Origin of the sequence: Bartonella sp. AP30XZML, from assembly GCF_042195945.1 — a bacterium.
In the GTDB taxonomy this organism is placed as follows: domain Bacteria; phylum Pseudomonadota; class Alphaproteobacteria; order Rhizobiales; family Rhizobiaceae; genus Bartonella.
On sequence record NZ_JBHIPJ010000053.1, the window covers coordinates 82,187 to 104,442 of the forward strand.

17 protein-coding genes and 3 pseudogenes are annotated in these 22,256 nt (G+C 39.4%); 10 read left to right on the plus strand and 10 right to left on the minus strand.

The features are described from left to right. Positions 1-11: 11 nt before the first annotated feature. Positions 12-287: a DUF4164 domain-containing protein gene (locus ACFIL2_RS03855; RefSeq protein ID WP_005774573.1), complete on the minus strand. Its 276-nt coding sequence runs from the start codon at positions 285-287 to the stop codon at positions 12-14. Positions 288-621: 334 nt separating this feature from the next. Between ACFIL2_RS03855 and tkt the strand changes: the two genes are divergently transcribed. The 5 genes from tkt to ACFIL2_RS03880 all read left to right on the plus strand — a co-directional run bounded on the left by tkt (position 622) and on the right by ACFIL2_RS03880 (position 7,760). Next, positions 622-2,628, plus strand: coding sequence for a transketolase (gene tkt / locus ACFIL2_RS03860; RefSeq protein ID WP_375680190.1), 2,007 nt, complete (start codon positions 622-624; stop codon positions 2,626-2,628). A 182-nt stretch (positions 2,629-2,810) separates the two neighbouring features. Next, on the plus strand, positions 2,811-3,818 hold the full coding sequence (gap, locus tag ACFIL2_RS03865; RefSeq protein WP_375640373.1) for a type I glyceraldehyde-3-phosphate dehydrogenase: 1,008 nt from the start codon (positions 2,811-2,813) through the stop codon (positions 3,816-3,818). A 512-nt stretch (positions 3,819-4,330) separates the two neighbouring features. Next, entirely contained in the window at positions 4,331-5,524 is a 1,194-nt protein-coding gene (locus ACFIL2_RS03870; protein ID WP_375680201.1) for a phosphoglycerate kinase, read from the plus strand. Between the two features lie 107 nt (positions 5,525-5,631). Beyond that, positions 5,632-6,663: a class I fructose-bisphosphate aldolase gene (locus tag ACFIL2_RS03875; protein ID WP_375680191.1), complete on the plus strand. Its 1,032-nt coding sequence runs from the start codon at positions 5,632-5,634 to the stop codon at positions 6,661-6,663. 755 nt (positions 6,664-7,418) lie between these two features. Then, on the plus strand, positions 7,419-7,760 hold the full coding sequence (locus ACFIL2_RS03880; RefSeq protein WP_375680192.1) for a hypothetical protein: 342 nt from the start codon (positions 7,419-7,421) through the stop codon (positions 7,758-7,760). 1,940 nt (positions 7,761-9,700) lie between these two features. Here the strand turns inward: ACFIL2_RS03880 and ACFIL2_RS03885 are convergent. Next, positions 9,701-11,491, minus strand: a complete 1,791-nt coding sequence (locus ACFIL2_RS03885) for an ABC transporter transmembrane domain-containing protein (protein WP_375640370.1) — start codon at positions 11,489-11,491, stop codon at positions 9,701-9,703. A 186-nt stretch (positions 11,492-11,677) separates the two neighbouring features. On the opposite strand from ACFIL2_RS03885, the gene rpmE reads away from it, so the two are divergent. The 5 genes and pseudogenes from rpmE to ACFIL2_RS03910 all read left to right on the plus strand — a co-directional run bounded on the left by rpmE (position 11,678) and on the right by ACFIL2_RS03910 (position 15,439). Beyond that, positions 11,678-11,899 (plus strand): 50S ribosomal protein L31, encoded by a 222-nt coding sequence (gene rpmE / locus ACFIL2_RS03890; RefSeq protein WP_375633439.1) that lies wholly within the window; start codon positions 11,678-11,680, stop codon positions 11,897-11,899. Positions 11,900-12,186: 287 nt separating this feature from the next. Next, positions 12,187-12,480 (plus strand): ATP-binding cassette domain-containing protein, encoded by a 294-nt coding sequence (locus ACFIL2_RS03895; RefSeq protein ID WP_375642901.1) that lies wholly within the window; start codon positions 12,187-12,189, stop codon positions 12,478-12,480. 120 nt (positions 12,481-12,600) lie between these two features. Further along, a pseudogene (locus ACFIL2_RS03900) lies at positions 12,601-12,847 on the plus strand (ABC transporter); the annotation flags it as partial. 956 nt (positions 12,848-13,803) lie between these two features. Next, positions 13,804-13,956 (plus strand): hypothetical protein, encoded by a 153-nt coding sequence (locus ACFIL2_RS03905; protein ID WP_375680193.1) that lies wholly within the window; start codon positions 13,804-13,806, stop codon positions 13,954-13,956. Between the two features lie 160 nt (positions 13,957-14,116). After that, positions 14,117-15,439: a hypothetical protein gene (locus ACFIL2_RS03910; protein WP_375680194.1), complete on the plus strand. Its 1,323-nt coding sequence runs from the start codon at positions 14,117-14,119 to the stop codon at positions 15,437-15,439. Between the two features lie 164 nt (positions 15,440-15,603). On the opposite strand, the pseudogene ACFIL2_RS03915 reads toward ACFIL2_RS03910, so the two are convergent. From ACFIL2_RS03915 to ACFIL2_RS03950, 8 genes and pseudogenes are all read right to left on the minus strand, one after another. Further along, positions 15,604-16,300: pseudogene (locus tag ACFIL2_RS03915) on the minus strand (inositol monophosphatase family protein); the annotation flags it as partial. Positions 16,301-16,308: 8 nt separating this feature from the next. Then, positions 16,309-17,100: an inositol monophosphatase family protein gene (locus ACFIL2_RS03920; RefSeq protein ID WP_375620999.1), complete on the minus strand. Its 792-nt coding sequence runs from the start codon at positions 17,098-17,100 to the stop codon at positions 16,309-16,311. A gap of 11 nt (positions 17,101-17,111) precedes the next feature. Continuing rightward, entirely contained in the window at positions 17,112-17,687 is a 576-nt protein-coding gene (efp, locus tag ACFIL2_RS03925) for an elongation factor P (RefSeq protein WP_015856958.1), read from the minus strand. A gap of 441 nt (positions 17,688-18,128) precedes the next feature. Then, positions 18,129-18,548 (minus strand): annotated as a pseudogene (locus tag ACFIL2_RS03930) (helix-turn-helix domain-containing protein). A 315-nt stretch (positions 18,549-18,863) separates the two neighbouring features. Continuing rightward, a complete protein-coding gene (locus ACFIL2_RS03935) occupies positions 18,864-19,262 on the minus strand; it encodes a hypothetical protein (protein ID WP_375634416.1) in 399 nt (132 codons plus the stop codon). 631 nt (positions 19,263-19,893) lie between these two features. Next, positions 19,894-20,262, minus strand: coding sequence for a helix-turn-helix domain-containing protein (locus ACFIL2_RS03940; protein WP_375638272.1), 369 nt, complete (start codon positions 20,260-20,262; stop codon positions 19,894-19,896). A gap of 374 nt (positions 20,263-20,636) precedes the next feature. Further along, positions 20,637-21,002, minus strand: coding sequence for a helix-turn-helix domain-containing protein (locus ACFIL2_RS03945; protein WP_375680195.1), 366 nt, complete (start codon positions 21,000-21,002; stop codon positions 20,637-20,639). 165 nt (positions 21,003-21,167) lie between these two features. Then, positions 21,168-22,211 (minus strand): tetratricopeptide repeat protein, encoded by a 1,044-nt coding sequence (locus tag ACFIL2_RS03950; RefSeq protein ID WP_375676984.1) that lies wholly within the window; start codon positions 22,209-22,211, stop codon positions 21,168-21,170. Between the last annotated feature and the right edge of the window lie 45 nt (positions 22,212-22,256).

Below are 22,256 nucleotides of genomic sequence, written 5' to 3' on the forward strand. Positions count from 1 at the left end.
CATTCAAACCTTTATCTATCAATGACAACACGAATTGTTTCCATTGCTTTAATAAGACGTTTGGAAACTTCTTTGTTTACGGACTCTAAGCGTTCAATTTGGGCTTCAGCTTTGTCAAGCGCTTGGGCAAGATGGCTGCGGTCAGCATTCATTCGTTGGATTTCTTCTTCCCATTCGTTATTTTTATCAATAACGGCATTGCGGTTTATTATGGTGATCTCTAAAGTTCTAAGTGCCTTTTCTAGGTGCTCTAAAGCATCTTGTAGAACTGTAGTCTCTTGGTTCATTGCTTTTATCCTTTGGGTAATTGTATCCTTTATCAATGTGTTATGCAAAAACGAATCACTTTCATTCTTGTGTTGTGTGCATTTTATTTTTAAGTATGTAGGATATTTTAGCAAGCAAAGCAGGGGATAGATATAAATTAAAAGCTGGATTTTTTGCGCGTATTGGCATAAATGACATGGATATACAGAACGCGTGAGGGGAATGTTATTAATATTATTGAAGTGGTGGCAAAAAGTCTCACGCTAATGGTTAGAAAATAGTATTTCTTGAGAATTTTAAGAGAATACGGAAAAAGCAACAGAATAACGTATTTAACGAAATGGTCGATTATTCATGACAAACACCCACCAACAGAATCAGATGGCCAATGCTATCCGTTTTCTTGCTATTGATGCGATTGAAAAAGCAAATTCTGGTCATCCGGGCTTGCCAATGGGAGCCGCCGATATTGCTACGGTTCTTTATACAAGATTCCTTGCTCACGACCCCAAAAAACCTCGCTGGCCTAACCGTGATCGTTTTGTGTTATCAGCAGGACATGGGTCTATGTTGCTTTATGCTCTTTTGTATCTTTCTGGCTATGAAGATATTGGCATTGAAGATCTCAAAAATTTTCGCCAATTAGGAGCAAAGCTTGCTGGGCATCCAGAATATGGGCATGTGGCAGGAATCGAAACAACGACTGGTCCTCTCGGACAAGGGTTGGCTAATGCCGTGGGGATGGCTCTTGGAGAGCGTTTGCAAAATGCCCGTTTTGGTGATCTTATCAACCATTACACTTATGCGTTGGTAGGCGATGGATGCCTTATGGAAGGGATATCTCAAGAAGCACTTTCCCTTGCCGGTCATTTGAAACTCAATAAGCTTATTGTGTTGTGGGACGATAATAATATTTCTATCGATGGAGAGATTTCCCTTGCTGACAGTACAGATCAGATTGCGCGTTTTAAGGCATCTGGTTGGGAGACACATAAAGTCAATGGGCATGATCAAGCAGCAATTGCGCGGGCTATTGAGGCGGCACAAAATTCCGATAAACCAACTTTGATCGCTTGTAAAACAACAATTGGCTTTGGAGCACCCAATAAAGCGGGTACCAATAAAGTTCACGGAGCCCCTTTGGGCGCACGAGAAATCACTGAAACCCGTATCGCGTTAGGGTGGGATGCTGAGCCTTTCGTTATTCCAGCCGATATTCTCGATAATTGGCGCTTGGCTAGTCTCAATGCTGCTAAAAAACGCCAAAAATGGGAAGAAAAATTTGCTGATCTTCCTGTCTCAGAGCGTGTGGAGTTTGAAAGATTGATGCGGGGCGATCTCGTGGGCGGATTTGATGGCGCTATTGATACTTATAAACAGAAATTGGTTGAAGAGCGCCCCGTTGTTGCTACGCGTAAAGCTTCGGAAATGGCTCTTGAAGTGATCAATGAAGTCGTTGTTGAGACTATTGGTGGTTCGGCTGATTTAACCGGATCTAATAATACAAAAAGTAGCCAGATGAAAAGTATCTCTGCTGAAGATTTTTCAGGGCGCTATCTGCATTATGGAATTCGTGAACATGCAATGGGAGCTGTGATGAATGGTCTTGCCCTTTATGGCGGCTTTATTCCTTATGGGGGAACCTTTTTATGCTTTTCTGACTATATGCGTCCTGCTATGCGTTTGTCTTCTCTCATGGGGTTGCGGGTGATTTATGTCATGACTCATGATTCTATTGGTCTTGGTGAGGATGGTCCGACCCATCAACCCGTGGAGCATTTGGCTTGCCTGCGTGCAATGCCTAATCATTTTGTGTTCCGTCCTGCCGATGCTATGGAGACAGTCGAGTGTTGGCAATTGGCTTTGAAAGCACGCGGGACACCTTCTACCTTGGCTTTAAGTAGACAAAATCTACCGCTTTTGCGTCAGGAGTATGAAGAAGAAAATCTCTGTATGCTTGGTGCTTATGAATTTCTAACAGCTAGCGATGATGCACAAGTGACGCTGTTTGCTTCTGGTTCAGAATTGCAAATTGCAGTGGAAGCACATGCGGTGTTAGAAGAAAAAGGCATCCCAACGCGTGTGGTTTCTGTGCCTTGTTTTGAACTTTTTTCTCAACAATCTCTCTCCTATCAGCGTGCTCTCATTGGAGATGCACCGATTAAAGTTGCCATTGAAGCTGCTGTCGCCCAAGGATGGGACCGTTTTATTGGCTGTGATGGTGTGTTTATTGGTATGGAGGGCTTTGGGGCAAGTGGAACAATTGATGCCCTTTATGCGCATTTTGGTATTACTTGGGAAAATGTCGTTGCCACCGTTGAAAAAGAACTGGAAAAGATCAAAGAAGAAAAGACAAAGTGACAGCTTGTGTTGTCATGAATGGGGTGGTTTTAGGGCATCATATTTTGTGCATTATTGTGGATTAAGTGAGTGAGTGATCAAGATATTGACAATGTGGGAATTAATGATTTTGGATTGGTGAAATACCCATTTATTGTGTTTTAAATGTTGTGCTTTTAAAAATTGATGAGGAAACATGTGAAATGACAGTTCGTGTTGCAATTAATGGGTTTGGTCGTATTGGTCGCAATATTTTACGTGCACTTGTGGAAAGTGGACGACAAGATGTTGAAGTGGTTGCAATTAATGATTTGGGATCGGTGGAAACAAATGCCCATTTATTACGCTATGATTCAGTTCATGGGCGTTTTCCTGGGATCGTTAAGGTGATAGGGGATGCTATTGATGTGGGAGGTGGTTTAATAAAGGTATGCGCAGAGCGTGATCCTGCTCAATTGCCTTGGAAAGATTTGGATATCGATATTGCTTTGGAATGTACGGGTATTTTTACGGCACGTGATAAAGCAAGTGCTCATTTAGATGCGGGGGCAAAGCGTGTTCTTATTTCTGCGCCTTCTGAAGGAGCAGATCTTACGGTCGTCTATGGGGTTAATCATCAATCTTTAAGCAGCGAGCATCGCGTTGTTTCAAATGCTTCTTGTACAACCAATTGTTTGGCGCCTGTTGCACAAGTTTTACACAACACAGTGGGCATTGAAAAGGGCTTCATGACAACAATCCATTCTTATACGGGTGATCAACCTGTGTTGGATACAATGCATCGGGACCTTTATCGTGCACGTGCGGCAGCTCTTTCTATGATTCCTACCTCAACAGGAGCGGCAAAAGCTGTGGGATTGGTCTTGCCAGAATTAAAGGGATTGCTTGATGGTGTATCGATTCGTGTTCCGACCCCTAATGTTTCTGTGGTTGATTTGACATTTATCGCTAAGCGTTCCACGACAATCGAAGAAATTAATACAGCTATTGCTACTGCTGCACAAGGTTCTTTGAAGGGCGTTTTGGACACTACAGAAGAGAAACTCGTGAGTTGTGATTTTAATCATAATCCTCATTCAGCTATTTTCCACAATGATCAAACCAAAGTGATTGATGGTAAGCTCTGTCGCGTTCTGGTTTGGTATGATAATGAATGGGGCTTTTCTAACCGTATGAGTGATACGGCAGTGGCTTTTGCTAAGACAATATAAGAGGACCTCAGGGTCCTCTTTTTATAGGGAAAAGTCTCATTTTTGTGCAATTTTGAGAAAAACAGATAGAGGCTGTTGTTCTCATGCGCTAGAGAGAAGAGGCTATTGAAAAATTGATGATGTGTTTTGTTTTAATACTGTGTCAATACGTGCTTTTAAAAGATGCATGAAAGAGTAAACTTTGAAAAAGTAAGATCTGAACGAGGTACCCTTTGAGAAAACGTTAGAAAACAGGAGATGTAAACTCTTTTTCCTAGAAGTAAAAGGAAGCTTTAATAGAGATCAAGTTGAGCCAATGCATTTGTTTGCCACAATGGAATATGAAGATTAAGAGCAATGGTGGGCTTTTGTACATTTGACGATAAAAGCTTTTGCTTTTCAAACAGAGGGTGAGAGATAGGCTGTCGTGGATCTCTTGTAAAAGCAAAGAGGGGGATAAGTGGAAAGAAAAGTGGGCAGGGTTGTTGGATGCGTTTTTATTTGAAACAATGGAAAGTGAAGAGGAAGCAGTGATGGGGTTTCGTACACTTGATGATGTTGATGTCACTGGAAAACGTGTTCTGGTGCGCGTAGATTTTAATGTTCCTATGGCGCAAGGTAAGGTATGCGATGAGACGCGTCTTGTACGACATAAAGAGACACTCGTTGAACTGCAAAAGCGTGGTGCTAAACTTATTCTGCTTTCTCATTGTGGTCGCCCCAAAGGAAAGGTAGAGCAAGAGTTTTCACTCCGTCCTGTTGTGCAAGTGTTGGAAAAGATCATTAATCAGTCGGTTGCTTTTGCTCCTGACTGTATCGGTTCGGCGGTGCAGGTTGCAGTTGAGTCATTACAAAATGGTGGTGTTTTACTGCTTGAAAATGTTCGTTTTTATGCTGGTGAAGAAAAGAATGATTGTTCTTTTGCAGAAGCGTTGGCTCATAATGGAGATCTCTATGTTAATGATGCTTTTTCAGTTTCTCATCGTGCCCATGCTTCGGTGGAGGGAATAACGCATTTGTTGCCTTCTTATGCAGGACGCTCTTTGCAAGGTGAATTGCAGGCATTAGAAAAAGGACTTGGCAATCCAGCACGTCCTGTGGTTGCCCTTGTGGGAGGAGCAAAGGTTTCTAGTAAGCTTTTTGTGCTCAATCATTTGGTGGAAAAAGTTGACTCCTTAATTATTGGTGGGGGGATGGCTAACAGTTTTTTAGCAGCGCAAGGTGTGTCTGTTGGTAAGTCACTGTGTGAACATGCATTGATGGAAACGATAAAAAAAATCATTAAAAAAGCGCAAGAGTGTCACTGTACCCTTCTGCTTCCTCAGGATGCTGTCGTTGGATTTCGCTTTGAAAAAGATGCACCGCATCGTCTTTATGACATTGAAGATATTCCACAAGATGGCATGATATTGGATATTGGGACGCGCTCTATTGCGCATATCAATGCTGCGATAGATGAAGCTGCTACTCTTGTGTGGAATGGACCCCTTGGTGTTTTTGAGATGTCTCCCTTTGATAAGGGAACCATTGCCGTTGCACGCCATGCAGCAGAACGTAGTTTGACGGGAAAGTTGGTTTCAATTGCGGGAGGGGGCGATACGGTTTTTGCCCTTAATCATGCCGGTGTTGCCAATGATTTTACTTATCTTTCGACTGCTGGAGGAGCTTTTTTGGAATGGATGGAAGGAAAGACCCTTCCTGGTATTCTTGCCCTTATGCAGGCTTAAAGGGCTTCTTTGAAGGGAAGGTTAAAGAAAAACTATACAGTCGTGTAGAGTGTTTTGATAGTGTTGCGCATTTTTAGAAATTAAGACAAAATAAAGAGGAATTTTTTATGAATGAACGGCTTGAAGATATTGCACTTGCTTTGGTGCATGCGGGTAAAGGTATTTTGGCGGCAGATGAAAGTACGGCGACCATTGGAAAGCGTTTTGAAAGCATTGGTGTTGAATCCAATGAAGATAAGCGCCGTGCTTATCGTGAAATGCTTTTTAGTACAAAAGAAGCGATGGAAAACGCTATCTCTGGGGTTATTTTATTTGATGAAACCATTCGGCAAAAAGCATCAACTGGGAAAATGTTGACGGATCTTATTCGGGATTCAGGCGCTTTGTCAGGGATTAAAGTTGATACCGGTGCAAAACCCTTGGCTGCTTTTCCCCAAGAGACAATTACCGAAGGGTTGGATGGTCTTCGTGAGCGGCTAAAAGATTATTATGCTTTGGGAGCACGTTTTGCTAAATGGCGTGCGGTAATTGCTATTGATGAACACACTTTGCCAACAAGAGGCGCCATAAGACAAAATGCACAAGCCCTTGCGCGCTATGCTGCCTTATGTCAGGAGTTCAATATTGTGCCCATTGTTGAGCCGGAAGTGTTGATGGATGGACCATCGTGTGGGCATTCAATTACACGCTGCTTTGAGGTGACACGCACTGTTTTGCAGGCTGTCTTTAAAGAATTGTTTGAAGCTCGTGTTCTTTTGGAGGGGATGATTTTAAAGCCCAATATGGTGATTGATGGAAAGGATGTTCGCAAGGCTTCTGTTGAAGAAGTTGCTGAAAAGACCGTCCAAGTGCTTAAACAGACTGTTCCTGCCGCTGTTCCAGGAATTGCTTTTCTTTCTGGAGGGCAGTCTGATCAGGAAGCAACGGCGCATTTATCTGCTATGAATTCTTTGGGCGTATTGCCTTGGAAATTGACCTTTTCCTATGGACGCGCATTGCAAGCAGCTGCCTTAAAAGCATGGGCAGGAAAAGATGAAAATATTGCTGTTGCACAGAAGGCATTTCGTCATCGCGCTCGGATGAACCATCTTGCGGCTTTGGGACAATGGACAAAAGAACAAGAAAAAGCGTGCGATTGAAGCACAAGCTCTGTTCTTAAATGCGGGGAGAGTTTGCATGTTTCTGCGTAATTTTAGGTGCCCTCATCATGATAAGAATGGCGGGGGCATTTTAGGCTTGAAAGCTTTCTCAGAGAGTTTTTTCCTTGGACCTTTTAAAAGTCTTTAATGGGTACTATCGAGAGATAAGATTGCGGGAGAGGTGCAATTTCGAGAAGGGGGATAATGCTAGGAAATTTGTGAATGCACAGCACTTTAGTATGGTGTCGTTCATGAGGTGGTACTTGCTTTTTGCGTGAAAATCATAAAGGTCATACTGTATTGAAGAGTTTGATATTGTGATATTTTTTCTTTTTCATGTTATCATTACTTGTCATCAGCAGAATTTATTTGATTGCAGTTTTAAAGGTGGATTAAGCGGGTAGATTAGAGAGTTGCGATTTCTGAGCGGATTAGAATACAGCTTATGAAGCTTTTCTGCGTCAGGATAGCTTCCTCTTCAATGGGGGTAGTTTTTCTATTGGCGAACGAATTGAATAACTCTTGCGAAAGAAAATAGATTTGCACCTCAATAAAACACCTATTTTTTCGTTAAAATGGATAAATTTTTCTTGTATTTTTTGATGATATAATTACAAATGTTTAACTTCGTAGCATCTTGGCTTAAAACGGGGGGAGTTGTGGACGGTATATCTTCTAAAAATAACAGTATATCTTCTAAGAATACAAGCATCAAAAGAAAAAATCGATACGCAGAATAGAGCTTTTCTGCAATTATGATGCGAAAATTATGCAATATGGTGCGTGGGGTATTCGAAGGGATATTTACAGTATTTACTTTCATAATTTTTCTTATCCTGTTCAACATACGTGGACCGGTTCATGCCATACTAAGCTTCTTTTCGGGTGCGAGTGGATTAGCGTGCTTTTTCTTTTTTGTCGGATACTACTTACAACGCCGCGAAGCAACAGCAGATGAAGCCGGTATATCGCTCACATTAATCTTAGCAATTGGTGAAGGCGTTTTTTCTATTTGCTGCATGTATGCTGCGTGGGGTTACGACGCTCTCTTGTTCCGTTTAGCATCTCCAGGGTATGTTCTTATTCTCCCTGAATAAATAGAGTGCACTTTGTTTGCATACAAATCAAAATGAGAGGCTGTCTGCCTCTCAAATTCTTAATAATCGCTCTCCAAAATAATGACATCAGACCCGTGTTTAATGAATGGACTAACAAGCCTTGGTTCCTTAAGCCTCAAGGCAACCCTTTACAAGTTGCGCCTAACTGCATCCTTGACCTTAAGATACCCAAACGGCTTATTTTGTTTTTAACATGTATGATATAAGGGGAAAGCTTCTCATCATGCCTAAATGGTAACTTATCGTGCGTTAAATGGAAAAATGAGAAAAAGCATCTTTATGCAATATAATCCAATTATAATTTTTTGATTTAAGCATAAAAGACTTAAAGTCTTCTACAAGACTGATACGATAAAAAGGGGAAAATCGCCTATATTGAGCAACTAAGTCGTATTTTAGGTGCTCTTGATATAGCTATATCACCAAATGGTTTTGAAGACTTATCCTTTTAGCTCTATTCACTAAAAGGTTATTTTGAGGGGGCTTGGCTAATGAATGTAAAGGAAAATTAGCATGTAATATTTCGCTTTTCTGGTATAGATGCTGAATGAGTTAATTATCTAGAGGATCACTGAAGAGGGAGCGCTAAAAAATGATGAAAATCCTCCGTACTTCGGTGAATTCGTGGTTGAAGATATAATCGTAAAACTTGGCTTATCTGTTCCTGAAACAGCTGAATGGTTTGAAATGGTTAGGGTGTCAGTTCTGCATACGCTTAGCTCGCTATACAAAAAAATTATGATTTAGTGCAAGCTTTAAAACATAAAGACCCTAAAGATATATCCTCTTTGTACATGTTCTTATCATCGTTAAAATGCCTTCTTAAAGCACGACAGGGGGTGCTATAAAATTGAGAGCTGTAAAATATATGGGGCTCTTGGAGGGGGTGAGAAGATGGTGTTTAATCGAAGTACTCTATCCTTATTTTTATGGGCTATGACTGAAAGAGAGAGCTGGAGAGACGATTTGTGAGTAAAGAGAACGTCGTTTTGAGGTTGCGTGTCTGCAAGAGCAGAACAGTGGTCGTGGTGATATTTACAAACAATAAATTTGATAAAATTTTACGATTTTGCCAAAAGCCAGTTTATTATAAACGCTGTTTCTCATGTGCTCTCACACAAAAGTTATAAGAAGCCCAAAAGTGCTAAAAAAATCTTTGCTCTTTTTCAATAAGACGGATCTGTAAACAATATTCAAAAAGTGTTCGTGTTTTTGAAAGAGAATAAAAGGATACTCTTGCAATAGAGAAGTGTATTTGTGAATTACAATTTGTCATGATTTTCGGTAAACACTATTGTTTAGAGCGGTGAGAGAGGGCAAATTTTTAATATTCAGTTTTTTTAAAGAGTGTGGTCAGTCTTTAGGATAGAGCTTGTGTCCCTAGAACCCTATCAAGTGTGAGCCGCATAAGGGTCTCAAGCAAGCGAGCACCTATTATACTTTTTGCCAGCGTATACTCTTTTGTCAGCGCCCCAATGTTTTGACAGCCCTTAGAATGTAAAGGGGCAAGAGAGGTATTTTATTCCTTTCTTGTACCGTTTCACTTCACACGCCAACTCTGCTTGTGATGAGCAAGCAAGAGATTTTGTTTGACTTACTATGAGGGTTTGACATGAGAAAATCCTATGGTATTTATGATCTTTCATGAAAAACAATGAATTATCCTTATAAATCACCGTTATGGCGCTGTTATGAAGAGAACTCCTTGCTCATCTTAATAGTCCATAGAGATTAACTTGGTATCATTTTACATTCTGTACACAGAAGTGTCTTTATAAAAATGCTCTATCTTGCGCAGAAAAAAGAAAAACATCTCAATGCTTGCCTTTCTTTTTTCCATGAGAGATTTAAATTGATAAGCCTGTCTGAAAAGAGCACTGTTTATGCCCTTAAAGATACGGCTCTTGTATCATGATCACTTACTCAGGTGAAAATTGGAGTTTTGCGAGGTAAGCGTAAACGCCATTTTTTGCCACAAGTTCAGCATGCGTTCCTTCTTCAACAAGGGCGCCTTTATCCATCACAAGAATACGATCTGCTTTTAAAATTGTTGCTAAACGATGTGCAATGACCAAGGTTGTACGATTTTGCATCAATCCTTCTAAAGCGTCTTGCACCAACTTTTCACTGTTTGCATCCAAAGCCGATGTTGCTTCATCAAGCAGCAAGAGGGGTGCATTTCTTAAAATTGCCCGCGCAATACCAATGCGTTGTTTTTGTCCCCCAGAAAGCATGGTACCGCGTTCTCCTACTTGCGTATTCAAGCCATCTGGTAAAGCTTGAATAAATTCAAGTGCATTAGCCGCTTTAGCGGCAACAAGGATTTCCTCTTCATGGGTATTTTCAGTTCCAAAAATAATATTATCACGCAATGTTCCATCAAAAATGGCGACATCTTGTGGAACATAGGAAATTGCACTGCGTAAATCTTGTAAAGAAAGGCGATTAATTTCCATGCCATCCAACCGAATTGTTCCACTTATTGGATCATAAAAACGAAGGATCAAAGAAAAAATACTGCTTTTTCCTGCTCCGGAAGCCCCAACAAAAGCAACCGTTTCGCCTGCTTTTACAGAAAATGAAAGCGAGCGTAAAACTTTCTCTTGTGGTCTAGAAGGATAGGTAAAATCAACCTGATCAAAAACAAGTTCACCTCGAACAGGTTGCGCCAATGATAAAGCATTTTTAGGAGCTACAATAGTAGGTTGTTCTTGTAACAATTCGGCAAGCCGTTCAGCAGCGCCTGCTGCTTGGATTAATTCTGCTCCCAGTTCCGATAATTGCGCAAAAGTAGAAGCTCCAAAAACCGCATAAAGGACAAATTGCCCTAAGGTTCCCCCTGTCATCGTTCCATTCAAAACATCACGCGATCCAATCCATAAAACAGCAACCACACTGCTAAAAACCAAAAAAATTGCAAACCCCGTAAAAAAGGAGCGCAAGATTACAGAAGCACGTGCTGTTTGAAAAGCACGTTCTATCAATTGTGAAAAACGTATTGTAACGAGTTTTTCAGCGGTAAAAGCTTGCACAGTGCGAATAGCACTTACCTGCTCTGTAGCAACAGCATTGGCATCTGCGAGACGATCTTGCGCCGCGCGGGTACGAGAGCGAACTTTACGTCCAAAGACTACCAAGGGAATGGCCACAACAGGAATAGCAGCTAAAACCAACAAAGACAATTTAGCATTGGTGATCACCATCATTACGACGGCTCCGATCACGATAATCAGCTGACGCAAGGCGGTAGAGGCGGTAGAGCCCACAGCTAATTTTATTTGTGTGGTATCTGTTAGAAGCCTTGAAACAATCTCTCCTGAATGTGATCGATCAAAAAAAGCAGGAGAAAGTTTCATAATATGGACAAACACATCACGCCGTAAATCGGCAACAATCCGTTCTCCTAAGGTGATAACACAGTAATAACGGGCTGCTGAAGCAAATGCGAGAAACAAGGCTAAGATAAACAAAATTCCAAAGTAAAAATTAATATGTCCATGGCTTGAAGTAGAAAACCCATGATCAAACATTTGGCGGATAGCCACAGGCAAAGCTAATGTGACAAGAGCAGCAACAGATAATGCTAGAAAAGCAAAGATAAACAACCAACGATAGCGCAAAAGATAAGGAACAAAAATTGCAAGCGAAGAGAATGAAGATTTTTTAGGGGAAGACTTTGTCGATTTTTCTGAACGATAACGTAATGTCATAAAATTTTGCTCACTGTATTGGATTTGTAACACTTGATACAATGATGTATCTTGAACACTTGTTTTTTGATGCGTGCTCAGTTATAGGAATAAATACTTTAATCAATGTATCAAAAAGACAAAGGAAGTGCACTTAAAAAAACAAGCAAGTGCTATTTCATTCTATAAACGCAAAAGGTTTGACGCATGAAAGCGAATATTCACCCCAATTATCATAAAATTACCGTTGTTATGACGGATGGAACCCAATATATGACGCGCTCTACTTGGGGAAAAGAAGGCGATACTCTTAATCTAGATATTGATCCAAGAACGCATCCGGCATGGACAGGTGGCTCCCAAACACTCGTAGATCGCGGTGGTCGTCTTTCTAAATTCAAAAATCGCTTTGGTAATATTGGCATGTAAAAGCCTCCTTTTTATGGGGTACAAAGGTTTTAAACAAATCGATTGCAAATGGATGGATTTTTTATCCTATCAAAGAGTGCACTTTAAATATTAATTCAAAAACGCATCCGACATAAACAGATGGGTCTTAAACACTTATAAATCATTGTGGTTGCGTTTTTAAATTCAAAAATCATTTTGAATATATGCATAAATCCTTTCTTCCCTAGAGTATAAAGACTTGAAATAAAATAATTGTAAACTTTTCTTCTTTTTTTGGAACTGAACATACCCATGGAGAGGAAATTTTGGCCGCTTCTAAAGCTGCCAATGCATTTGAATTTATTCAAGCTTTACCAGATGGCTTGAATACGCAAGTAGAAGAACGTGGTACCATGCTTTCTGGGGGGCAAAAACAACGCATTGGTATTGCACTGGCGATTTTAAGAAATGCAGCCCTCTTGTTGCAAGCCGGCACCATCATTATATTTGCCAACTCGTGGATGTTGCTACAGCCCTTGGCACTTGAGATAATTTATTATAGGCATTTTAAGTCCTTTCTTAATAGTTTTTTTATTCACGCGAGCTCTCCCCACTTGTAAAGTGCAAAAGGCATGGTTTTGATTGGTTCACCATGGAACATGGTTTGAAATGAGAGAATCCTACGGTATTCGGGATTCTCATTCAACATATAAAACAATGAATTATTATTATAAATCAAAATGTTGCTACTTGATGAAGTAACATTTGCTTTAGATGCAAACAGTGAAAAGTTGGTGCAAGATACCTTAGAAGGATTGATACAAAATCCTAAATCCTGGTCATTGCACATCGTTTGGCAACAATTTTAAAAGCTGATCGTATTCTCGTGATGGATAAAGGCGCTTTTGTGGAAGAAGGAACACACAATTCATTATAAAAAATAATGTTTATGCGCATTTGGCTAAACTGCAATTCTCATCTGAGTAAGTAATCTTGATACAAGAGCAGTATCTTTAAGGGCGTAAACAGCACTCTTTTCAGACAGGCTTATTAATTTGAAACTCTCATGGAAAAAAGAAAGGCAAGCATTGAGATGATTTTCTTTTTTAATAGGCTGTTCTTTTTTTGCCTGAGATGAAGTATTTTTATAAAGACACTTCTGTGTACAAAATATAAAATAATACCCAGTTAAATCGCTATGGACTATTAAGATGAGCAAGGAGTTCTCTTCATAACAGCACTGTCACGTTGATTTATAAGGATAATTCATTGTTTTATATGAGAGATTTTACATGGAATTTATCGTTTCAAATTTGGTTATGTTGCATTAGTCAAAACCATGTCTCTTGCATGCTGCAAGCAGAGAGAGCTCGCGTGAATAAAACACTTTAGAAAGAATAAGTCCTCTTTATGAATCGTCTCAAGTTTCAAGGGCTATCACAACGGGGGGCGCTGGCATAAGAGTATGATGGTGCTGGGCTACTTAAAGAAGAACTGCTAAATAGGCAGAGAGGCGCTTTTTATTGATGTTATAAAACAGTGCGAACAAAGCACGCAGTTTGTTTTGCTGTTTGGTTGAGTTAAGGTTTTTATTACTTTGAAAATCAATATTTCATGGATCATGCATTTTGAGGGCTTATAAGGCTTTTCTTTAAAGTACATAAATCACTAAAACAGCATTATTAAATACAAATTGTTTTATTTTACAAACAAAAATATCTATATTTTGTGTGTTGTTTTTATTAAAATATAATATGTAGTGATTTTTAAATCATATGTACACATAATGATACAATATCGAGGGATCGATAAAAGAGCTGCGTTAAATGTTGGTGAGGATAGAAGAGAGCAAGAATGGAAGAAGACATAAAATTGGCAATAGCTTTCAGAATAGCTACAATTAAGGTCATTTGGAAATGGGGGAAAAAATATGGGAGTGTAAGATGCGGCGTTATGATTTTCTGCATCATATTGATGGGGAAGTGGTGGTATTTGGGATACTCAGTGGATTTTTTGTTCGGTTTGGCAATGATAGTGTGTTGTGGGGGAAGCTTAATGCTTGCATTGGCAATTTATCAGAACAAGCATTTAACTAAACAACTTGAGCAAAAAGAGCAAGAATGTGCTGGACATAAAGATATTATTGCACAAGGGGAACAGAAGTGTCTTCAATTGACTGAACGACTTGAGCAAAAAGAGCAAGAGTGCGCTGGATATCAAGCTATTATTGCACAATGGGAACAGAAGTGTCTTCAATTGACTGAACAACTTGAGCGAAAAGAGCAAGAATGCGCTGGACATAAAGATATTATTGCACAATGGGAACAGAAGTGTCTTCAATTGACTGAACGACTTGAGCAAAAAGAGCAAGAATGCGCTGGACATAAAGATATTATTGCACAAGGGGAACAGAAGTGTCTTCAATTGACTGAACGACTTGAGCAAAAAGAGCAAGATTGCGCTGGATATCAAGATATTATTGCACAAGGGGAACAAAGGCTTGTTAAAAAAACTCAAAAAATATCGCAGGAATGGTTGAAACAATGGGATGAGGGAGTAAGGCTATGGGAAAGAGACGTACTGGGGATAAAAAATCCTAGGGAAGATATGAAATTCAGTGGAGATCGGCTTCCATTGGTAAAGGATATTTGTGTTCGAGGGGATCACAAAGTGCGTTTATTGTACAAGCAAGCACTTGGAAAAAAACTTACTTATGAACATTACAAAAAAATATGTAGTCTCTTGGATACCTCATATTTTAGGAAATTTTTTGTAAAAGCAGTGCGATTAATGAGCAAGAATGGAATAACTCTGCAAAAGTTTGTAGATCCTCTTACGAACAAAAAACGGAGTCAACCTACGATGTTATTACTTCATTGGTGGTTATATGTTCTTGATGATATGATTACAGCTGAATGCAAACAGCACCAAAAGGAAAACTTTACAGGGGAGGATGAAAAGAAAAAATTTACAGATACTTTGTGGGACAACATATCTATAAGTATAGAACACAAAGAGATAGAGAAAATGCTAAAGCTTTCGGAATCTTGGTCTGGTGAGTGTACTTTATTATTATATTGTAAAAAGAATGTGTTGTTGTTGTTGTGTGATATTTCCAGTGATTATAAGGAGGCAAGAGAAACTTTCATTTACTATAAGAAGCTTATTAAAACAGTGAAAAAAGGCTATGTTGCCTTTGATAATGGTTGCCATTCTGTCACAGTTAGAGATGTAATCAATACTTGTAAAGAGAATGACACAAATAGAGCAAAAAAGCTTTCCATTGTTGAAGGGAATCCAACATTTGAAGAAGCTTACAAATTAGGCGTTAAAGAGTGGATGAAATCATCAAATGAGAAATGCGATAACCGATTGATCTTTTGGGAGAAGCTTGTTGAGGAAAAAAAGTTAAAAGAAAAATTAAAAATTATCTTCGGTAATGAGAAGGTAAAGGCGCTGAAAGAGGTTGTTGAAAAAGATAAAGAGCAGCTTGCAAGTGAAATGCAGAAAGCAATTTTGGAAAACAAAGATTTTTGTTACTATAAATCTCGAGAGTATTTCATAGACTATCTGAGATAATGGTTAAATGAAGGGGGGGAATGGCTGTATAAATCAATGGATTTGCTAAAATTTCTGTTGTCATGTAGAGGTGAAAACTATGAGAGGCATATGTGATAGCCCTTAGCAGAGAGGGGATATTTTAAATTATAGTCAATCTTTTTTGCTGTGTAGTCGGTGATTTCTTAAGAGAAGTAGGGGAGAATGTTGGCTTCTGATGTCGTTGTTGCTTCTTGGGGCGTTTTGTTGTGATGATATTTTTTTTTGCGAAATATATCGCTGCCGCTTTCTTTATCGGTGACAAAACCACCGTTTTTGCGAACCATCAGTATTCCAGCAGCCATATCCCAAATTTGCAGGTTATCTTCCCAAAAGCCATCGGTTCTGCCAGAAGCAACATAAGCTAAATCAAGAGCAGCAGCACCAAAACGGTGAAGTCCGGCAACTTCCATCATTATATTGCGTAATTCAATAAGATAGGTTCCATGACCTGGGCGACCAAAATGAGGCATGCTTGTAGCAATGACACAATCTTCCAGTCTGCGTCGAGCAGAAACGCGACAGCGTCGGTTATTGAAAAAAGCACCATACCTGCGTTCTGCGGTGAAGAGTTCATCACTCACGGGATTGTAAATGACACCAGCAACGACTTTCCCTTGGCTTTCTAAAGCAATGGAAACAGCAAAAAAAGGAATGCCATGGAGAAAATTTGTGGTGCCATCTCAAAGGGTCAACAATAAAACGGTGTTGTGAATCTTCTCCAATGATTTCTTCTGACTCTTCCATCAGAAAACCAAATTTGGGGCGCGCTTTGCTTAATTCATTGAAAATAATTTTTTCCGCTTTGCGATCTGCTTGGCTGAGGTCATCTGCTAGATCTTTTCTGAGGTCTAAATGCCTTTTTTGAGGGTTTTTTCTAATTTTAGGCGAATGTGTTCATTGCCGGCAATGATATTTTTTTTGCGAAATATATTGTTGCCGCCTTCTTTATCGGTGACAAAACCACCGGCTTCACGAACCATCAGTATTCCAGCAGCCATATCCCAAATTTGCAGGTTATCTTCCCAAAAGCCATCGGTTCTTCCAGCAGCCACATAAGCTAAATCAAGAGCAGCAGCACCAAAACGGCGAAGTCCGGCAACCTCTGCCATCACATTACGTAATTCAATAAGGTAGGTTCCATGATTTGGGCGACCAAAATGAGGCATTCCTGTGGCAATGACACAATCTTCTAGTCTGCGTCGAGCAGAAACGCGACAGCGGCGGTCATTGAAAAAAGCACCACACCCGCGTTCTGCGGTGAAGAGTTCATCATTCACGGGATTGTAAATGACACCACCAACGATTTTTCCTTGGCTTTCTAAGGCAATGGAAACAGCAAAAAAAGGAATGCCATGGAGAAAATTTGTGGTGCCATCTAAAGGGTCAACAATAAAACGGTGTTGTGAATCTTCTCCAATGATTTCTTCTGACTCTTCCATCAGAAAACCAAATTTGGGGCGCGCTTTGCTTAATTCATTGAAAATAATTTTTTCCGCTTTGCGATCTGCTTGGCTGACATAATCTGCTGGTCCTTTCAAAGACACTTGCAAATTTTGCACTTCACCGTAATCACGTACCAACGAGCGTCCTGCTTTCATTGCAGCTTGCACCATGACATTCATGACTGCAGAATGGGCCATTTTTTATTCCTTTATTTATCTTTTTCATTTGCGCGACGCAAATAAATCAACTCATTGGTGTCTACAATGATACGTTCACCAGCATTCATAAAGGGGGGAACAAGAATACGAATCCCGTTTTCAAGAATGGCGGGTTTATAAGAGGAGGTAACCGTTTGTCCTTTGATGGCAGGATCGGCTTCCGCAATTGTGACAGCAACTTGATCAGGAAGTGAGATGCCAATAGGCTTTTCTTGATAAAGTTCAACTGTGACAGTCATCCCATCTTGGAGAAAAGCAGCACGTTCACCAACAAAATCCTTTTGAAGTTCTAGTTGTTCATAAGATTCTGAATCCATAAAGACCAAAGCATCCCCTTGTTGATAAAGAAATGTGAAATCTTTTTGTTCAAGGCGCACGCGTTCAACGGTCTCAGCAGCGCGAAATCGCTCATTAAGTTTTGTACCATCAATCAAATTTTTCATTTCAACTTGGTTAAATGCACCACCTTTTCCTGGTTTTACAGCGTTGCATTTAACAGCAACCCATAAGCTTCCTTGATGTTCGATCACATTACCAGGGCGAATTTCATTGCCATTAATTTTCATCGTTTCTATCCAATTCTATTCTTGCAAAAAGAACTCTCTTGTTGTCTTTATGGCGCTTTTCTTTGCTGCCTTTAACAGTCAAGCTCTTTTGTTATTTTCGGGCTAAAATCCCTTTGATTAACCTTGCTGCTCTCTCATGGTCCTGTGTGCTCTTTATGGGCTTTCTCCTGCTTTTTGCAAAGAGAAAAGCTTAAGTAAAAAAGGACCTTTATGTATTTTTGCTTTTCAGTTCTTTGCAAGACCATAAAAAGCGCTCAGACGCAAGCTTTTTAAAAATTTGCACAAAAATTTTTTAGAATTTTTGGGGAAATTTATCCCGTTGTGTCGTAAAATATCATCATTGATGGCAATAATATAATTGATGGCAATGATATAAGTTCCCTAAAACCATGAGGTGTTTTTAATTAAGAATATGTGATGAATATGTGAATACGGAGTTTATTATAGTGTCTCATGGGATAGAGCGTGGTGTGTTGTCACAGGGTGTTCGTTTGTATTCTCATCAGAGATGAGCTGTAAAATGGCTCTTTGTTTTATCGAGGTTAGGACTCTAAATTTTTTGAGCAGCAGGTATTTTTCTGTACTTGATGCGATTTCATCATGAGAGTACGGGGGCTGTTGTTTTGTTAAGATATCAGCATAGAAAAAGGAAAGTAGAACATTTGAGATAGCGGCAATTTATTTTAAACGCCCTATGCTGACACGATTTAAGCCGTTTTCATATTTCTGGATTTGTTGGAAAGTGGCACCTAAATGTTGACCTAATGTTTTTTGAGACATTTTAAGCATTTTTCGTCTCAAACGAACTTTTTTGCCAATGAATTTGCCATTGAAAATGTCGTTATAAGGATTTTTACCAATACCCTAGAAAATGCTACACAGGATATAGAAAGCTATTCAGCCGCTTCAATCACAGATAAGCCAAGTTTTGCATTTATATCTTCGCGTAATAATTTGCTAGGGTATGGGGCATTTTCATTATTTTTAGTATTTTTCTTTCTTTAAATCTTAAAGCTATAACTTACACTATTTTGTATTGTTACAATCTATAATAAAATTTATCCACTCTGGCTAAAAATGAGGTTTTTTATTGAGGTGTAAATCTCTTTGGCTTTCACAAGAGCTTTTAAGTCTTTACGTGTAAAATATAGAGAATGTTTACATTAAATAGCGGGTTCATCTGGGATGAGTATTTATATAAGAACGCGGCTCTCCATTCACGTTATACTGAAAAAGAGACACTATAGTGCTACTATTTAATCTTATTCTATAACTCAAAATCACACCCATATTTTGTTGCTTTTGAGGTTGATCTGTATAGATCACATTATATCCATTCCGTCGCAACAGATTGATAAATAAAGGAGTAAAGTTGTCTGCTGTATTATTTTTCTTTATAAGAAGTGTGGTTGTAGCGGGTGGTAAAAACCCTTTGTTACCGCTAATAAATTTGTTAGCGACTAATTGTGCCTGACGCTTTGTAAGACTTTGATCAACATAATTTGATGAATAATTGCCTACAGATGCGCAACCAGCTACCAACACAACCGGTGACAGCAATAAATATTTTAACATCTTTAATTCCCCTTACTTATTGTTGCTCTTTATTTGCGAAGCTCCTCTTCCAGAAATAAGAGCAACTTTACTTATAGCACATTAACAACATATCGGTATCTAATCAATCGGTTAATTAATCGATGAATAATGGTTTCAGCTGTAAAGGCTGCTTGAAGTGCTTCTGGTGGCGTATATTTTAATAAACAGCTGCTTTTAGTGATTATGATAAAAAAGCAATTTTTTGCGTTTGCATGTTAAGATCATATCCTCGATCACTATTATAAAATGATGCGTTAGGTGCTGTTCCAGATCGACCAAAAAAATTTTCAAGCATTGCTTTTTAAGGGCTATCTTTTTTTAAATACGTATGAATGTTTATTCTGTTTTTTTAAATACTATCGTTTGAGGTGTGGTGTTTGTAAGGCATCAAATTTTGTACATGTGATGTTTTTATGAGAGTGTGTGGTGAATATTTGAGGGAGAGCTTGTCCGGATAATTTTGTGAAATGAACCACATAAAATGGGAAGCTAAAAGAGTTCTGTTCTGAGAAGACGGATTGTTTCCCAACTGGATAGGGAAGGGGCTTCTGTCCTTTGAGGGGTGGGAGGCAAGTCAAGAATAGAGAGTGTAGCGCCCTATATTATGATGTTAAAAGCTTTCATTTTGATCAGAGAGTAATTGTAAAATGGCTCTTTGTTTTATCGAGGTTAGAACTCTAAATCTTTTGAGCAGTAGGTATTCCTCTGTACTTGATGCGATTTCATCATGAGAGTACGGGGGCTGTTGTTTTGTTAAGATATCCGCATAGAAAAAGACAAGTGGAACATTTAAGATATCGGCAATTTCTTTTAAACGCCCTGCGCTGACACGATTTAAGCCGTTTTCATATTTCTGGATTTGTTGGAAAGTAACACCTAAATGTTGACCTAATGTTTTTTGAGACATTTTTAGCATTTTTCGTCTCAAACGAATCTTTTTGCCAATGAAAATGTCATTATCAAGATTTTTGGCTCGCATTTTAAAGCCCCCGCCGGTTGCGAGCGCCCTCGCGTTGGTATTCCGGGAGCTTGAAAATACTGAGTTCTAGTCAGCCTTTTTGCTTTTAGTGCTTAAAGCACCTGGACATAGCAAAAACTCCCGGAATTCCGGGATACCCACAAAGTGGGTTCATCTTTACGCTAGAACTTAGGGTTTTCAAGGCCCCTTTTGGTCGTTGCGTATGCGACCAAAACATCTTTTAATTCATAAAGTAATTTCAGGAAATTTACAATAAAAATTAAAATAGCGTCTCTTAACGTGTCGTTTCTTAAAATGGAGGGGTGGCATGTTTTGCATTTAAGCAATAAAGTGTTCACAAGGGGGCTTTGAATAGCGTACGCTATCGCGTGATGTTAGCTTGCATTCTCATCAGAGATCAGCTGTAAAAAGGCTTTCTGTTTTATCGAGGTTAGAACTCTAAATCTTTTGAGCAGCAGGTATTCTTCTGTACTTGATGCGATTTCATCATGAGGGTATGGGGGCTGTTGTTTTGCTGAGGTGTCCGCATAGAAAAAGACAAGTGGAACATTTAAGATATCGGCAATTTCTTTTAAACGCCTTGCGCTGACACGATTTAAGCCGGTTTCATATTTCTGGATTTGTTGGAAAGTAACACCTAAATGTTGACCTAATGTTTTTTGAGACATTTTTAGCATTTTTCGTCTCAAACGAATTTTTTTGCCAATGAAAATGTCGTTATCAAGATTTTTGGCTCGCATTTTAAAGCCCCCGCCGGTTGCGAGCGCCCTCGCGTTGGTATTCCGGGAGTTAAAAACACTGAGTCCGAATCAGCCTTTTTGCTTTTAGTGCTTAAAGCACCTGGACAGAGCAAAATCTCCCGGAATTTCTATAAATTTTATCTTTTTGAAGCAGAGAGGAGTATTTTAAAAAACAGGAAGGAGCTTTATTGCTTCTTTGTGCGCTTTTTCTAGTTGTGTCTTGTCCATGCCTTGGAGCATTATTTCAAGATCAGGAGCTTGCATTTTTGCCTCCTTTGCAAGCATATACCATGCCGCTGCCATTATTGTATCGCCTTTTGTTCCTGTGCCATCTCGATAAAGCCTTGCAAGGGAAATCTGTGCTGGTGCAATCATGTTGACGGCATTTCTGTGAAGTAAATGAAAAGCACGCTGAAAATCTGTTTCTCCTCCACGCCCTTGTACAAGCCATTGTGCTAAATGAAGTTGAGCTTTTAAGTGGTTGTTTTGAGCTGCTACTTCCATGAGCTTGCGGGCATTGTGATCATCTTTTGGTCGTTTTAATGTGCCTAAGGAAAGAATTTTTGCAGCAGAAAAAGCCGCTTCAGCATCCCCAAGAGCAGCACCTTTTAAGTACCATTTTAAGGCTTGCTCTATTGCTTCATTTTCACGACTTTGGGAAGAAACACCAGGGAGAGCTTGTTTTTCCTGTGAGGCTTTATAAAGAAGCAGTTGTCCATAATAAAAATAGGCTTCCTTGACGCCTGCTTTGACAGCTTTTTGAATGAATTGCGCACCAAGTTCTTGATTTTGTTTTATAAAGTGACCATCAAACAACATAAGTCCATAGCGTAGTTGTGCTTGGGGTTCCCCCTGTTTTGCGGCGCGTTCAAACCATAAAGCAGCACGCGCACCGTCAATAGGAACAGCACATCCTTCCATATAAATTCGGGCAAGAAGAGTTTGTGCAAAAGGATCATTTTTTTCAGCACGTCGGAGTGCTTCACGAAAAGCTTTTAAATAATAACCTTGGATGTAATAGTCATAGGCTTGGTCATAGTCTCCAGCTTTTAAGGGCTGAAAAGGTTCTTGAGTGTTTGAAGCTTCTTGAATCGTATTGAAAGAGCTTTCAGAATTTGAGATTTCTTCAGTGTTTCCCGCTGAACTTACAGCAGAACTTGCAAGCCCAATCACGCCTAAGATAAGCAGCTTCACGCTTCTCTTGATCATGGTGTTTTCTCCTCATTACCGATCAGAATTTTCACATTTTTTTTT

Excerpts from the sequence above, each read along its gene's own strand:
- ACFIL2_RS03855 (WP_005774573.1), bottom strand. The coding sequence starts at position 287 with ATGAACCAAGAGACTACAGTTCTACAAGATGCTTTAGAGCACCTAGAA.
- tkt (WP_375680190.1), top strand. The coding sequence starts at position 622 with ATGACAAACACCCACCAACAGAATCAGATGGCCAATGCTATCCGTTTT.
- gap (WP_375640373.1), top strand. The coding sequence starts at position 2,811 with ATGACAGTTCGTGTTGCAATTAATGGGTTTGGTCGTATTGGTCGCAAT.
- ACFIL2_RS03870 (WP_375680201.1), top strand. The coding sequence starts at position 4,331 with ATGGGGTTTCGTACACTTGATGATGTTGATGTCACTGGAAAACGTGTT.
- ACFIL2_RS03875 (WP_375680191.1), top strand. The coding sequence starts at position 5,632 with ATGAATGAACGGCTTGAAGATATTGCACTTGCTTTGGTGCATGCGGGT.
- ACFIL2_RS03880 (WP_375680192.1), top strand. The coding sequence starts at position 7,419 with ATGATGCGAAAATTATGCAATATGGTGCGTGGGGTATTCGAAGGGATA.
- ACFIL2_RS03885 (WP_375640370.1), bottom strand. The coding sequence starts at position 11,491 with ATGACATTACGTTATCGTTCAGAAAAATCGACAAAGTCTTCCCCTAAA.
- rpmE (WP_375633439.1), top strand. The coding sequence starts at position 11,678 with ATGAAAGCGAATATTCACCCCAATTATCATAAAATTACCGTTGTTATG.
- ACFIL2_RS03905 (WP_375680193.1), top strand. The coding sequence starts at position 13,804 with ATGCGGCGTTATGATTTTCTGCATCATATTGATGGGGAAGTGGTGGTA.
- ACFIL2_RS03920 (WP_375620999.1), bottom strand. The coding sequence starts at position 17,100 with ATGGCCCATTCTGCAGTCATGAATGTCATGGTGCAAGCTGCAATGAAA.
- efp (WP_015856958.1), bottom strand. The coding sequence starts at position 17,687 with ATGAAAATTAATGGCAATGAAATTCGCCCTGGTAATGTGATCGAACAT.
- ACFIL2_RS03935 (WP_375634416.1), bottom strand. The coding sequence starts at position 19,262 with ATGTTAAAATATTTATTGCTGTCACCGGTTGTGTTGGTAGCTGGTTGC.
- ACFIL2_RS03940 (WP_375638272.1), bottom strand. The coding sequence starts at position 20,262 with ATGCGAGCCAAAAATCTTGATAATGACATTTTCATTGGCAAAAAGATT.
- ACFIL2_RS03945 (WP_375680195.1), bottom strand. The coding sequence starts at position 21,002 with ATGCGAGCCAAAAATCTTGATAACGACATTTTCATTGGCAAAAAAATT.
- ACFIL2_RS03950 (WP_375676984.1), bottom strand. The coding sequence starts at position 22,211 with ATGATCAAGAGAAGCGTGAAGCTGCTTATCTTAGGCGTGATTGGGCTT.